Raw genomic sequence first — 13,150 nt, forward strand, 5'->3', positions numbered from 1 at the left:
ACCAGGAACAGTAACGTCATACGCTATTTGAAGAACTAAGTAGTCAAGTTTTGAAAAAAAGTTTTAGTCTGATCACAAATAAACAGGTAGTGGCAGGTTCGGACGCAAAATAGTCCTAGACTGCCGCCGCCTTTATTCAACTTTTGATTCTGGTATTTCCATAAAACTTTTAAGACGAAAGCGACAAATTGTATTCCTTCATTTAAATTTGTCGAAAGCAGAAGGACTGTTAGATAAGAAGGACATGGTTATGATGAGTACCTTAAACGCGAATATGATGAGATCACCAATAAAAAAGATTGAAACCAGTTATATTGTTTTCCGGGTTTTATTTTTTACTCTATATACAGTTTAAAATTGTAAGTCTAATGAAGTACACCTATATTTTTAATTTCTACATGTGGAGTAAAACGAATAGTGGATTTTGCAAAGGTCTTTGGCCATTCCTTCTCAATAGCTTTCCATTCGTTATAGTGATAAGCCCTGACGTAAAGACCAAGTCCTATCGGATCTACTTGATATCGTTGCAGTTTTTTAATTAGTGTTGCCATCTGTTTATTCATTTCTTCCTCAACTATTGTTTCAATTATCCTCTTATTCGCTTCCTTATCTAGATTCATATTAAATGTACGTTCAGTTATGTTTCCTACTAATTTAATATCAATATCAAACTGTGGAACTCCATTATGATAATTTGTAGTTATTTTTAGTTTCTTAGGTTTAATTGATATTGAAATATTTTTTTTGTTTTTACTGTGGTTGCCTGGCAATCTCACTGGAAAGGTGAACTCATATGGTGTTCTTTGAGTGTCTCTCAATAATTCTAACAGCTGTGTTTCTCGAAGGTTGAGGGATGTACAATAATATCCTTTTTTGTCTAAAAGTGCATTACCTAAGATTCTCAATTCTTTTTGATCTTTTCTTATTTCTGAAATAATCGGCGTTATACCTGGTTCAACAATCATGTAGTGAAATTGACGAAGGGTAACTTTAGTTGTAAGATGCCGTAGTGCAGACGTATCAACAAGTTGTGCTATATAAATGGAGAGGCGTGGTTTATCCTTCGGTTCCATATTGATCACTTCGCTAACTGGGCCATCAACAGCTATTACTCTTAAGTTTGTTGCATTTTCGGGATCTCTATTTAAGGAATCCAAAAAAGGAAATATCTCTTTACGTTGTAACAAACGTTTGCCAATGAATAACAGCTGTGTCTTACCATTGTATATTGATGTAGAAATAAGTGCTTCAAAATTCGAATACGATCGTTGAACAGTAGCAGCATGCACACCAGTATGATCTGTTTTACCATGTGTTCCCCGCCTAAAAATAGGGCTTCTCTCATACACGACCAGATTATTCTTCTCATCTAAATCGAGCCCTAATGATAAAATTAAGGTAGCATCTTCTATTTCAATCCTGTCAGTACAGCCTGTTAGAACAACAATAAGAATGACAATAACAAATTTATATATTCCTTGTCTCATTAGGCAGACTTCCTTGTCTTAAAGAAGTGGTGGAGTATGATATAGAATCCAAGTAAAACCGGGAACACATAGCCCATAATATATCCAGCACTACCCCATGTTTTAGCTAGCTTGGCTATTTGTAAATAGGAAGGTTGAAAGAAAATAGAGATAAGTAGCAAGAGAAAAATAAAGATAAGCAGATGTTTCTTGTGAGACCCTTTTTTTAATATAGCTTGGCTGCCTAAGATGGTCACATAGGTGTATGGTAACCAGGTGGTCGAGAGAACATACATATAAAAGGATAGGTAAATGATCTCAAATCTTTCAAGAAAGGAAAATTCTATTACCTTTAATAAAGTCAAAGTAGGCCACTCATACTGGGTAATTTCTTTAGGGCTAAAAAAAAGGTAACTAACCATGGTAATTACTAAAAACATACCCAGCGACAATAAGTTTGCAACTATAATGCCTTTCGTTGCGTGTTGTTTACACGTTAAATAAGGATAAAAAAAGAATGCCATTTCAAATCCTAAAAAAGATAAAAATGTAGTTCTTACGGCAGAGATAATAGGATACCAACCTTCTTTTACTACTGGCAATAGATTCAATACATGTGCATCTTTCAAGGGAAATAAAAGTAAGATTGGCATCCAGATAGAAAAATAAAAAGTTATCTCTGAATATCGTCCTAATGCCTTTATTCCGTTACTTCCAATAATAAATAAAGGAATGAGGTACCCCGCCAAAATTAAGTAAGTAGGGGTTTCAACTAGGACCCAGACATTAATAACAAAAAGGGTTGTAAAAATAACTGTAATAGTAGCTAATGCACCATATAAAACTACAATGAAGTTTACAAGAGTACCGAGATAAGATCCAAAATATATCAAAAGCAAATCATACAAGGTTTTATCAGGGTGTTTTTTCATGATGCTCGTTATGAGTATACTTACAAGAATTGAGAATGCCCCACCAATTAAAATGGAAATCCACCCATCTGTTCCTGCAATCTCTGTCAATTCACGTGGGAGAGTAAGAATACCAATACCTACTTGTGTCCCATGAATGATGAATATGTATTGCATTAGGGAAATGTTATTGATTGACTGGGATCTCATAGCTACTCCTTCTGAGGTATATTCCATCATTTTTTATTTCGTTGAATGGGACGGGGGCCGCTTTGCCTTCTTTTTAAATTTCGAAGAGGGCTTCGTATCACAGAATCTTTCCAGTCGGAATATTTCATTGGAGATAAGGGCGTTCCATAAGAAGTTCCCATGGATTCCATTGTAACTAAATGTGCGAGTATTATCATGAAGCCCATGGCGATGCCAACCATCCCAAACATCCAGCCAAGAATCATCATGGGAAACCGAACTAAGCGGATGGAGTAAGCCATATCAAAAACTGGAACGATAAAGGATGCAATTGCCGTTAAGGAGACGACGATAACCATGATGTTACTTACTAACCCTGCTTGAACTGCTGCTTGACCAATGACGATACCTCCTACAATACTTACCGTTTGTCCAATGTTTGAAGGGAGCCTAATCCCAGCTTCTCGTAACAATTCAAGTGTTGATTCCATAAGTATAGCTTCCAAAAAAGGCGATACTGGAACATGTTCTCTTGATTCACTAATTGATAAAATCAATTTCATAGGAAGCACTTCATAATGAAAGGCTATTACTACGATATATAAGGCTGGTAGAAAAACGGCGATGAAAAAACTTAGCAATCGCAAGAGCCGTACAAAAATGGCAAGGTACCAACGTAAGCTATAGTCATCAATTGTTTGAAAAAAAGTGAGAAAATTGACGGGTGTAATTAGTACCCGAGGGGAGCGATCAACAATAATTGCTACTCTTCCTTCAAGAATATGCATAGCTGTCGCATCGGGTCTTTCAGTAAGTATTGATTGTGGAAATGGGCTAAAAGTTGCATCTTCGATATATTGCTCTAATTCACCTGTAGTAAGCAAAGTGTCTACTGTGAAACTATTGATGCGTTGTTCTAATTCTTCAATAATTATAGGATTAGTAACATCACGTAAATATATAAGATAAATGTTAGTCTTTGCCCTTTCTCCAATTTTATATTGCTTGATTTTTAACTCTCGATTGGGCAAGAATCGACGAATAAGAGCAATATTTTGTGAAGCCGTCTCAAGAAATCCTTCATGATTAGCTTTTAACATCGTTTCAGAGTGGGGTTCTTCCACAGAACGTTGTGGCCAACCTTGAGAGTCTATAATAATTGCTTTCTCTTCACCGTTAACAAATAAGATACAATTCCCTTCAAGGAGTGCAGCTTCAATTTCTGTCCATGAGAGCGTACAAATTATATGGCTATAAATCACATTAGAAGACCAAAGCTGATCAATTGATTTCATTTTAGTCATTAGAGGTTTGAGGATATTTGATTGAATTGTCTTTTTATCAGTAAGTCCCTCTAAGTAGGTAAGGATTGCATTTGTTTCTCCATTTAGCTTAATGTGATGTACTTTAAGATCGGGTGCTTCATCAAACAGTGAATAAAGCTCCTTTTCATTTATCTGTAAGTCTCTTGAAATAGAACTAACTGCCTTCTCATGAACAGGTTCCTTCAAAGCCTTATTTTTATTTTTTATAAGCCATTTTCGACCATTCATTGTTACACCTGCATTCGTTTCTTTGATTATATTGACTATAATTTATATCAGAAATCTACTTTCTATACAGCAGGTGAACAGAAAAAATATTATTTCGCTATTTAATCGAAATAACCAAAGTAAACTATCAAGTGATTGAAAATTACGAAAAAAGGGGAATTGAAATGAAATTTTACATGGTTGATGTCTTTGCAGAAAACAAATTTGAGGGGAATCAGTTGGCTGTTTGTATTCCTGATGGGAATATAGACGAAAAGGAAATGCAGGAAATTGCTAAAGAAATAAATTTCTCAGAGACAACTTTCATTATGCCGGGATTACAAGCAAATGGTGGGTATGATGTAAAGATTTTTACGCCTGACTCAGAAATTCCGTTTGCAGGACATCCTACAATTGGTACTGCGTATATCATTAAACGTTTTTTGGAAGATAATAAAGCTACAGAAATTAAACTAAACCTTAACGTTGGACAAGTTCCGGTGGCATTTAATGAGCAATATGCCTGGATGACACAAAATCAACCTGTTTTTGGTCCAAAAATAGACATTGAAACTATTGCAAAAACACTACAAATTGATTCAAATGATATAAATACTGAACTTCCAATTCAAGTTGTTTCAACTGGTTTCCCAAGCATTATTGTAAATATAAAGACTTTGGATGCAGTAAATCGGTGTAAAATAAATCATCAGTTATATGATGAACTGTTAGAGGAAATAGGAAATGCCAATCTTCTTGTGTTTGCTTTAGAAACGGTTAACCTAGAAAATGATCTACACGCAAGGGTTTTTATGTTTACGTCGGGACATTTAGAAGACCCTGCAACTGGAAGTGCCAATGGAAATTTAGCAGGTTATTTATTAGAACATAACTTTTTCAATAGTAATGAAATAAACTATGATGTTGAACAAGGTTATTCCATTGGGAGGCAATCACTATTGAAAGTAAAAGCTAATAATAAGGATGGAAACTTTTCCATACAAGTAGGCGGCAGGATTTTTGTTGTTGCTGAAGGTAAGTGGTTGTAATCATTTCTTTTCAATGATTCAAAGTTGATGAATATTTAAGTAAAGCCAAAAAGTGGAAGGAAGAATATGAGAAGTTGAGAAATATCGTTCTTGACTGTGAGCTGACCGAAGAATTTAAGTGGATGCATCCTTGTTACACGTTTGAGAAAAAAAACATAGTTTTAATACATGGATTTAAAGAATATTGTGCGCTTTTGTTTCACAAAGGTGCCTTGTTACAGGATGCCCATGGGATTTTAATCCAACAAACGGAGAATGTACAGGCGGCGCGCCAGATTCGGTTCACCAATGTTCAAGAAATAGTTAAAATGGAAACCATCTTGAAAGCCTATATTTATGAAGCCATTGAAGTTGAAAAAGCCGGTTTGGAAGTGAAATTTAAAAAGCAGAAAGAATTCATAATTCCTGAAGAACTTCAAAATAAATTCGATGAAATCCCTGCTTTTAAAACTGCTTTTGAAGCATTGACGCCGGGACGGCAAAGAGCATACATTCATTATTTTTCTCAACCCAAACAATCCAAAACTCGAGAGTCAAGGGTTGAAAAATATATCCAGCAAATTCTCAATGGAAAGGGATTAAATGATTGCACTTGTGGACTATCTCAAAAGCAGCCCAACTGTGACGGCTCGCACAAGTCATTCGATAAGAAAATAAATTAATCAAACTTTAAGATATTACCTCACTTTGCGTTCATTCGAACTCCTTTTAGATCACAGGAAACACTCAATCAAATAATTTAAAATGGAAAAAGCAAAGCATTGGGCTATTTAAAGGTGCTCACGTTGCGTCTATGAAAATTTATTGCAGTTGATAGAGACAATAATATTGTTGGTATGATTGAAACATTTGATTGTGATCGGAAAAATGGTAGCTTCGATTATTATCTAGCTGTATTTGAACGGTATCATGCAGAATATCTCTTGTAAAAAATTTTAAAAACCGATTCTTCCTTAGCATAGGAAAAATCGGTTTTTTTGTTCCAGAAATTGGACCTGGATTAAGTAAAAAAGTCAATCAACCGAAAAACACCCCAAATAGCAAAAGCTATAAAAGTCCAAATAAGCAGTCTTAACCACCAAGGTCTCTTTTGTTGTTGCTGCTTTTCTTGAACATCTTGTTTCCTATTTTTCAGTATTAATGGCAACTGCGAAGCGGCAATAGCAACGATGCCTGAAAATATCCAAAACCGCATTGTTTTCTTGTTTCCATCAGTTCTCATTTTGATTTGCCCTCCTAATAATGCACAGTATTCCCAAATAGGAGTGCAAACGAAGCTCCATAAAAATACACGATTACGTTATTTCTAGGTATACCTCTAATGAAAGGAAGAGCAATAAGGAATAAAAAAACTGATCCACGTGAATCAATTGGATAACAACTGGTAAGAATATCCGTGTAACTGTTTGAGATTGCGCGTAGGCTTTACGAACAAAAACAAACAATTTTTTTTATAAAATCAAGATCAATCAGTTGTAGGGGAAACCTCTAATATGGTTAAAAGAGGAATTGAAAATGCAACAGATGCTGCACAGAGTGCTTTAGAAGCTACTAGCGATTCTACGCAAGCTGCAGTTGAGGCAACGTCTGAAACTTTTAATATAGGTGCTAATAATGAAACTGAAAAGCAAAATCAGTAACCGAGAAAAAAGTAAAAATGGTTTTCGACAATGCTATTAATCGAAAAACCCTGATTTCACCACGGTAGGGTAACTGAATGGAGAAACCAAGTTACACACACCCTCGTTACGGCGGGGGATTTTTTCTTTCTTTGTAACTAATAGATATTTGTTAGACCTATTGGTAAGCAATATACATTGTTATTTTTCATAAAGCGAGGTTAGATGTTGTACAGCATAATTGGTTTTTAGAGAGCTTATTTGAAGAAAGCAGTAGAAGAAGGGGAAAAGATGAGAAATCAGTAGAGGAATTTTTTGAACGACCGATTTTACATCGGCAGATTAACGGTGACGAAGTGTATATCCCTTTAGATTTAGTTCGGTTAGGTTGGATCGTTGAGTCAATAATTATGTAAATATGGACTTGTTGAGTATATTGTGCTAGTGACGCAAAGATACTTATTGATTTCCACAGGCGGACTTTATGGAAACTATCTACATAATCAAATATCTGGAGATCAAAAATGTAAGGGCCATCCCTTAGTCAATTACATGACTTTTGGGACAGCCCTTTCCCGATTGTTACAGGATCTTTACTGCTTTTCAGACGTTTAAACGATCTACCACGGACCGGACATACCATTTAGAATCATGGCCTTGTTCATGATAATAGGTTACCTTGTTTCATGCTTAACAATCTTTTTGCTTACAAGGACCATGATTGTCGCCAGTACGAGAAAATACATAGGCATCGTTACTAATGAATCATTGTGAAGGTAACTCATGCCACTCGTAATAAGGCTGACAATAACGTAGTAACCCAATCCAAAAATGGCACCCGCTGTACCAAGTACATCACTATAATTGATAAGCGCCAAACTTAGGCAGTTAGGAATAGCCATACCAATCCCCAGTAGGAGGATAAAGATGCAGACTACCATTAAACCCAAAAATATTACGGAAGGGCTCATTCCATAAAAAGCGAGACCTGTGAACAATACTGCTCCCACAGCAGTTACCGTGGTGCCAATAAGGATGATTTTTTCTGCTGGGAATCTAGTAAGCAGTTTTTTCGAAAACATTGCACCGAATATGGAAGACATCGCCACAAAAATACCAAAAAAACCGAACATGCCAGGACTCATGTGAAAAAATTCAATAAAAATAAATGGGGCTTCGGCATAGTAACTAAATATTATGCCATTTGTCGTTCCGATGAGAAACCCAAATGCCCATATTTTACTGTCATAAACCAAGCGCTTAGCCACAGAAAGTGTGTTTATATTTGAAGGTTTTGACACTCTTGTCTCAGGCAAAGAAACAAACGTGTACATAAAAATGGCAACGCTCATAACAACAAGAGTGAAGAAAACAGCCCTAAAACCAAGCGATTGATCTATCCACCCGCCAATTAATGGCCCAATTGCCGGGGTAAAGGCAAGAGCTGCAGAAATTTGTGCAAACACTGCATGACGTTTGGCTCCTTCGATACTCTCGCGCAGAATGGTTTGTGTAACCACTGAACCGGTACTAGCGCCAAAAGCCTGAATGAATCGGCTCACCAATAACCATTCAGCCGAGTCAGACAGGTAACACCCTAAGCTTCCTACTCCATAAACTAAAATTCCCCAAAGCAATGCGGGACGCCGTCCTATGGAATCAGAAAGCCTTCCCCAGCAAAAAACTCCAAAGGCGAAACCTAGGAAGTAAATACTGAGTGTCAGTTGGATCATGTTACTACTTGCTTGTAGGCTATTGGCTATATCCGGTAATGAAGGTGTGTATATCGTTTCACTAATTTGTGGGAAACCCACAAGGATAATTAACAGCAACAATGATGGTGTTGAGATTTTATTTTTCACTTCTAATATCCCCCTATAATTCGAAAATCTCAATTAGCTTATATTGAAATTACGGAATTGGGGGTTTGCATTTAATTAATCTAGTAAATGAGAGCATCATTTTTCACCTTGTATTCTCTGTATTCTTATAGGGGGGAGATATAACAAGCATTATAGCAAGATTTCGAGAGTATAACCATGTACGCTTTAATAGATAAATCATTTATTAGGAAAATAATTGATGTAAATACAAGGGGTGAGGGTCTTAATAGAGTAGTCATTGATAACTTCACTCTTTTGTTTCGACCATAAGAGCAAGAATGAGGACGAATTAGATATAGATTCGTTGTAGAATGGGGTACAAACAAAGAGGAGGAATTAAAATGGCGAAAATTCAGGAATTTAATGAGCTTCATAATTCAAAGGAGATCTTCCTTTTAGGAAATGCGTGGGATCTGCTATCTGCCTTAACTCTCGAAAAGGAAGGATTAAAAGCCATTGGTACGACGAGTTGGGGAATTGCCAACTCCCTTGGATATGCGGATGGTGAATTGATTGATTTTGATAGACATTTGGGTATAATCAAATCGATCACTGAAAATGTGAAAATCCCTGTTTCTGCAGATATTGAGGCTGGCTATGGTGAAGACGTGGAAACGATTGTTGATAATGTATTAAGGACTGCCGATGTTGGGGTGGTAGGAATTAATATTGAGGATTCACTCAAAAAACAAAAAGGGTTAAGAGAAATATCGCTGCACTGTAACCTTTTATCAAAAATTAGAACGGCGTTAGATCAGAATGGCTATAAAGATTTTTATATTAATGCTAGGATAGATACTTATTTTCAAATGGAAAGCCCTTTCTTGGAATGCATTGATCGTGCAAAGGTGTATGTGGAGAGTGGGGCTAGTGGGATTTTTGTCCCTGGTTTGACCGAAGATGATGAGATTAAGGAAATCGCTATACATGTAAACGTTCCTCTTAATGTCTTATCTGTACCCGGCTTAACAAATTGTAGTAAGATTAAAGAATTAGGGGTTAAACGCTTAAGCTTTGGAAATGCACTATCTGATAAGAGTATTGCCTATTTAGAAAAGTGCGCGAGACAAATATGGGAGTCAAAAGATACTTCACTTTTATATGAGGATGACGAGCTCAATGGTTTGTAAAACTAATCTTTCATTTGATGAAATGTGGGAGAAAATCATTGCTTGTGATAAAACGTATGATGGGATATTTTTTACGGCAGTGATAACAACAAAAATATATTGCAGACCTTCCTGTAGATCTAGAAAACCCCAAAAAATAAATGTTGAATTCTACCATGACATCAATGAGGTTGAGAAGGCGGGCTTTCGAGCCTGTAAGAGATGTCAGCCAGAGGTCGTTCATTCCCCGCATATTGGTCTTGTAAATAATGTAATTGCCTTCTTAGTAAATCACTATAAACAAAAGCTGGTCTTACAGGATGTTGCGAATCATGTTGGTGTAAGCTCTTATTATCTTGAACGATTATTTAAACAAGAAACATCAGAAACTCCGCGTACATATTTGGAAAAAATACGAGTCGATAAGGCAGCACACCTTCTTAAAACCACGGATCGAACGAATCTTGAGATTTGCTATGAAGTTGGTTTCCAGAGTCCATCAAATTTTTATAAGGTGTTTCGGCTTATAAAAAAATGCTCACCTACAGAATATCGAAATCTTGAAGGTAAGGAGCTACCGTAATGAATTGATCACGAATCATATATTGAAATTTGTCCACCTGTGGAATTTTAATTATGAAGAGTGTTTAGTGTTCTTAAACAGATCTGATCAATGCAGCTTAAAATAAGTAGCATGATTGATCAGCAAATAGAAACAAGAATTTTCAATAATCGGGTGATAATACTCTCATAGAAGATCTATGTAGAGATGCTAGAGATTGCATACAAACTGTAAAGCACCTGGCATAGGATAATAATTCACATTAGCTTTTTAGTAATAAATGTACACTAGCAATAAAACAGACTTACTCAGTTAACGGGGCAGTTTTGTGAAAGAAGGGCATTCATTTATTGTATAGAAATTATCATATTACTTATAAATCGAGAATGAAAGTAAGGAGGGTGTTTATGTCTAATATCTCAGGATTCCTAGAGTGTAATGGGGTGAATAATTTTTATGATACAAAAAAAATGGAAGATAAACTACAAACACTTCTTCAACATGACATTTCTTCTGTTTCTGAATTAGAGAGGTGGCTAGTTGAGGAACGTTTATTATTTGCTGAAGTTGAAGAACTAATAACTAGTCATCAAATCAACTTTTATAAGGATACGAAGAACACAAATAATCGCGACTTATATATGTATGACCAAACCAATATCCAGCCACTTCTTACAAAATATAGTGCAGAGTTTGATAAGAAATTTAGCAATTGTCCGTTCTCAAAATTGCTGGAAGATGAAAAATATGGATATATGCGTAAAGTAAGGCTAGAAAAGAGTAAGATGTTTAATGAAAAAAATATCTCGCTTACTGTGAGGGAACAAGAGTTAATAACCAAATACAGAGAAATTTTGGCTGGTATAACAATTGAATGGGATGGCGAAACAAAATCTTATTCCTACATAAAAGCAATGTTAGATAGTCCAAATAGGCAAATTCGGGAACGAGCATGGCGCGCTTTATCTGAGTCGCATACGCAAGTAAAACCTGCTGTAGACCATATTATGAATGAACTTGTAAAATTACGTCATCAAATGGCACGTAATGCTGGATTTAGCAATTATCGTGACTATATATTTAAACTAAAAAATAGAGAATACAGTATTCAAGATTGTTACACTTTTCATGAATCTGTTGAAAGGTATGTTATCCCAGCATGGAAACGTTTGGCGAAGCTCTTTGAAATAGAACTTGGTATAGAAAAGTATCGTCCATGGGATCTCAGTCCTTGTACATTACAAAAATCTCCATTCAACAATTTAAATGATTTATTGGATGGAGTAGAAAAAATGCTTGGTAAGACTGATCCATATTTCCAGGAGAGATTTCAGTACATTCGAAAGCAAGGATTAATTGATGTGGGGGAGCGAAAGAATAAAGCGCCAGGAGCTGTTTGTTTTACATTACCAAAAACAAAAAATGTATTCATTTATTCCAACTTTAGCCCATCGTTTAATGCTATTAATGCTCTTATACATGAATTAGGTCATGCAATCCATTTTTATAAGCAGTTTGCTAATGAGAGTAGTATGCAAGAACAATATCTTCGTGAGGAAGTAGCTGAACTTTACTCCCATAGTTTAGAACTAATGTTGATGGACAAACTTGATATTTTTTACCCTGAACACAATGAATGCAAGAAAGCTCAGCGTGAACAAATGCATCGTGCATTTTCTATGCTAATTTCTCCACTAGCAGGAGACTTATTCCAACATTGGCTCTATACTAATCCATACCATTCACCCGAAGAACGGGATGCAAAATATCTTGAAATCAGCAAAAGATTCCAGTATTCATCAGTTGATATTTTAGGTTTCGAGGCAGAAATTGGAACACGTTGGATTGAGTCTTTCCACTATTTTCAGTATCCTTTCTATAATATAGAATATGCAATATCACAACTAGGAGCGTTACAACTGTTTCAAATCTATCGCGAGAATCCAGAGAAAGCTATCACTTTCTTTAAAGAAGGCGCAAGTATGGATTGGAATTTACCGATCGCGGAGATTTATCGAAATACAGGTGTTAATTTTGACTTCTCTGAACAAACCATAAAAAATATCTCCGAAGTCATTATTAATATGATTGAAGATTTAAAGTAAAAGAATATAGTCACGATAAAAGCTAATACTGAATTATTTTACTGGTCTTTAAAAGGCGATACTACAATAAAAGTAGCATCGCCTTTTGTCTTATTCAAAGTAGAATTAAATGAACTTATTATTTTTCTATTCTTACTAGTGAACTTGTTGAAATACGGAGTCAATTATTAAACGATAAGATATTACGATAGTTTGGGGATAATTATTGAGCTTTCTTGGACAAATGCTGGCTATAGTTTATATACAGATGAAACTTTATTAAGGAATAATATGTAGTAGACATCCTCAGCTTTCCCACAACTTTTCCATAAGGTGGACATTTACCCGACATATTAGCCTAGTAAATTGGACTTGTAAGAAGTTGTTCTTGCAAAACTAACTTATGAAGGAGTTTGATTCGAATGAAGAAAACAGCACCAAAATGGATGATTGGGGCATTAGCACTAGCAGTCTTTGCACCAACTGCGGCTTTTGCAGCAACGAATACAAATGTAGATGCAACTAAAGTAGAGCAAAACTTTCATCATAAACGTGTAATCTATTCACCTGAGGATAGACAGGTTAATCAGCAGGAATTAATGCAAATTATCAACAAATACAATCCCGATCTAGCTGACGATTTCCAAAAGCTATTTGACCAGCAGGAAAAAATGATGGAAAAATCAGGCCTAAAGCCTACTGGTGAAGCCAAAAATATCGATGAAGAAACGAAAAAGAAGCTTGAT

The 13,150-nt window shown here is 35.7% G+C and carries 10 protein-coding genes and 3 pseudogenes; 8 read left to right on the forward strand and 5 right to left on the reverse strand.

The features are described from left to right. Positions 1–365 precede the first annotated feature (365 nt). From LM917_RS10320 to LM917_RS10330, 3 genes are read right to left on the reverse strand one after another with little or no spacing between them, the layout of a single operon-like run. Positions 366–1,487 (reverse strand): Ger(x)C family spore germination protein, encoded by a 1,122-nt coding sequence (locus LM917_RS10320; RefSeq protein ID WP_232697430.1) that lies wholly within the window; start codon positions 1,485–1,487, stop codon positions 366–368. Beyond that, entirely contained in the window at positions 1,487–2,587 is a 1,101-nt protein-coding gene (locus LM917_RS10325; protein ID WP_232697431.1) for a GerAB/ArcD/ProY family transporter, read from the reverse strand. The genes LM917_RS10320 and LM917_RS10325 overlap by 1 nt, the downstream gene beginning before the upstream one ends. 26 nt (positions 2,588–2,613) lie before the next feature. Continuing rightward, on the reverse strand, positions 2,614–4,119 hold the full coding sequence (locus LM917_RS10330) for a spore germination protein (protein WP_232697432.1): 1,506 nt from the start codon (positions 4,117–4,119) through the stop codon (positions 2,614–2,616). 164 nt (positions 4,120–4,283) lie between these two features. On the opposite strand from LM917_RS10330, the gene LM917_RS10335 reads away from it, so the two are divergent. The 3 genes and pseudogenes from LM917_RS10335 to LM917_RS10345 form a co-directional block, all read left to right on the forward strand. Then, positions 4,284–5,147, forward strand: a complete 864-nt coding sequence (locus LM917_RS10335) for a PhzF family phenazine biosynthesis protein (protein ID WP_232697433.1) — start codon at positions 4,284–4,286, stop codon at positions 5,145–5,147. A gap of 20 nt (positions 5,148–5,167) precedes the next feature. Beyond that, a pseudogene (locus LM917_RS10340) lies at positions 5,168–5,809 on the forward strand (YdeI/OmpD-associated family protein); the annotation flags it as partial. A gap of 135 nt (positions 5,810–5,944) precedes the next feature. Further along, positions 5,945–6,064: pseudogene (locus LM917_RS10345) on the forward strand (GNAT family N-acetyltransferase); the annotation flags it as partial. An 83-nt stretch (positions 6,065–6,147) separates the two neighbouring features. Here LM917_RS10345 and LM917_RS10350 read toward each other — a convergent pair. After that, a complete protein-coding gene (locus LM917_RS10350; protein ID WP_232697435.1) occupies positions 6,148–6,369 on the reverse strand; it encodes a hypothetical protein in 222 nt (73 codons plus the stop codon). Positions 6,370–6,640: 271 nt separating this feature from the next. On the opposite strand from LM917_RS10350, the gene LM917_RS10355 reads away from it, so the two are divergent. Next, positions 6,641–6,787 carry a hypothetical protein gene (locus tag LM917_RS10355; protein ID WP_232697436.1) on the forward strand — a complete coding sequence of 49 codons (147 nt, stop codon included), beginning with the start codon at positions 6,641–6,643 and terminating at the stop codon, positions 6,785–6,787. A gap of 653 nt (positions 6,788–7,440) precedes the next feature. Here the strand turns inward: LM917_RS10355 and LM917_RS10360 are convergent. Next, positions 7,441–8,628 carry a multidrug effflux MFS transporter gene (locus LM917_RS10360; protein WP_232697437.1) on the reverse strand — a complete coding sequence of 396 codons (1,188 nt, stop codon included), beginning with the start codon at positions 8,626–8,628 and terminating at the stop codon, positions 7,441–7,443. A gap of 362 nt (positions 8,629–8,990) precedes the next feature. On the opposite strand from LM917_RS10360, the gene LM917_RS10365 reads away from it, so the two are divergent. The 4 genes and pseudogenes from LM917_RS10365 to LM917_RS10380 all read left to right on the forward strand — a co-directional run. Further along, positions 8,991–9,779: an isocitrate lyase/PEP mutase family protein gene (locus LM917_RS10365; protein WP_232697438.1), complete on the forward strand. Its 789-nt coding sequence runs from the start codon at positions 8,991–8,993 to the stop codon at positions 9,777–9,779. Further along, positions 9,769–10,341: a bifunctional transcriptional activator/DNA repair enzyme AdaA gene (locus LM917_RS10370; RefSeq protein WP_232697439.1), complete on the forward strand. Its 573-nt coding sequence runs from the start codon at positions 9,769–9,771 to the stop codon at positions 10,339–10,341. The genes LM917_RS10365 and LM917_RS10370 overlap by 11 nt, the downstream gene beginning before the upstream one ends. 386 nt (positions 10,342–10,727) lie before the next feature. After that, complete coding sequence (locus LM917_RS10375) at positions 10,728–12,425, forward strand: M3 family oligoendopeptidase (RefSeq protein ID WP_232697440.1); 1,698 nt, start codon at positions 10,728–10,730, stop codon at positions 12,423–12,425. A gap of 401 nt (positions 12,426–12,826) precedes the next feature. Continuing rightward, positions 12,827–13,150 (forward strand): annotated as a pseudogene (locus LM917_RS10380) (hypothetical protein); the annotation flags it as partial.

It is taken from the genome of Brevibacillus daliensis, from assembly GCF_021245735.1.
Taxonomy (GTDB): domain Bacteria; phylum Bacillota; class Bacilli; order Brevibacillales; family Brevibacillaceae; genus Brevibacillus_B; species Brevibacillus_B daliensis.

Bases quoted from the DNA above. Each gene is read 5' to 3' on its own strand.
- LM917_RS10320 (WP_232697430.1), bottom strand. From the start codon at position 1,487: ATGAGACAAGGAATATATAAATTTGTTATTGTCATTCTTATTGTTGTT.
- LM917_RS10325 (WP_232697431.1), bottom strand. From the start codon at position 2,587: ATGAGATCCCAGTCAATCAATAACATTTCCCTAATGCAATACATATTC.
- LM917_RS10330 (WP_232697432.1), bottom strand. From the start codon at position 4,119: ATGAATGGTCGAAAATGGCTTATAAAAAATAAAAATAAGGCTTTGAAG.
- LM917_RS10335 (WP_232697433.1), top strand. From the start codon at position 4,284: ATGAAATTTTACATGGTTGATGTCTTTGCAGAAAACAAATTTGAGGGG.
- LM917_RS10350 (WP_232697435.1), bottom strand. From the start codon at position 6,369: ATGAGAACTGATGGAAACAAGAAAACAATGCGGTTTTGGATATTTTCA.
- LM917_RS10355 (WP_232697436.1), top strand. From the start codon at position 6,641: ATGGTTAAAAGAGGAATTGAAAATGCAACAGATGCTGCACAGAGTGCT.
- LM917_RS10365 (WP_232697438.1), top strand. From the start codon at position 8,991: ATGGCGAAAATTCAGGAATTTAATGAGCTTCATAATTCAAAGGAGATC.
- LM917_RS10370 (WP_232697439.1), top strand. From the start codon at position 9,769: ATGGTTTGTAAAACTAATCTTTCATTTGATGAAATGTGGGAGAAAATC.
- LM917_RS10375 (WP_232697440.1), top strand. From the start codon at position 10,728: ATGTCTAATATCTCAGGATTCCTAGAGTGTAATGGGGTGAATAATTTT.